The organism is Campylobacter sp. RM19072, from assembly GCF_024723485.1.
GTDB classification, from domain to species: Bacteria; Campylobacterota; Campylobacteria; order Campylobacterales; family Campylobacteraceae; genus Campylobacter; species Campylobacter porcelli.
Genome location: NZ_JANQCU010000073.1, coordinates 1 through 294 on the forward strand (window position 1 = coordinate 1; position 294 = coordinate 294).

General features: G+C 39.5%; 1 protein-coding gene. It reads right to left on the reverse strand.

Features of this window, described 5'->3' with window-relative positions:
- A partial coding sequence (locus tag CSUIS19072_RS08495; protein ID WP_337212291.1) for a hypothetical protein occupies window positions 1-294 on the reverse strand: 294 nt, incomplete at both ends.

A 294-nucleotide genomic window follows, 5' to 3' on the forward strand; every position in this document is an offset into this window, starting at 1 on the left:
GAGTATGCTCTATTTACTAGATTTGTATCTGCTGCTGGTGCTACATTGCATATTGGGGCTTTGTTATTAAAGGTTACTTGACCAGTGTTAAAGGTTACATTTCCACTGCTAGTTATAGCCCCTGTAGCAGTTACTGCACCTTTTAGCTGAGTAGCTCCATTTATGACTGTAGCTGCTAGTGTCGTAGTTCCACTTAGGGTTTTATTACCAGCTATTGTCTGATTACCTGTTAAATTAACTGTAGCATTAGCATTAGCCTTAGTATTTAGCTGGGCTAAATTCACTGCGTGAGTA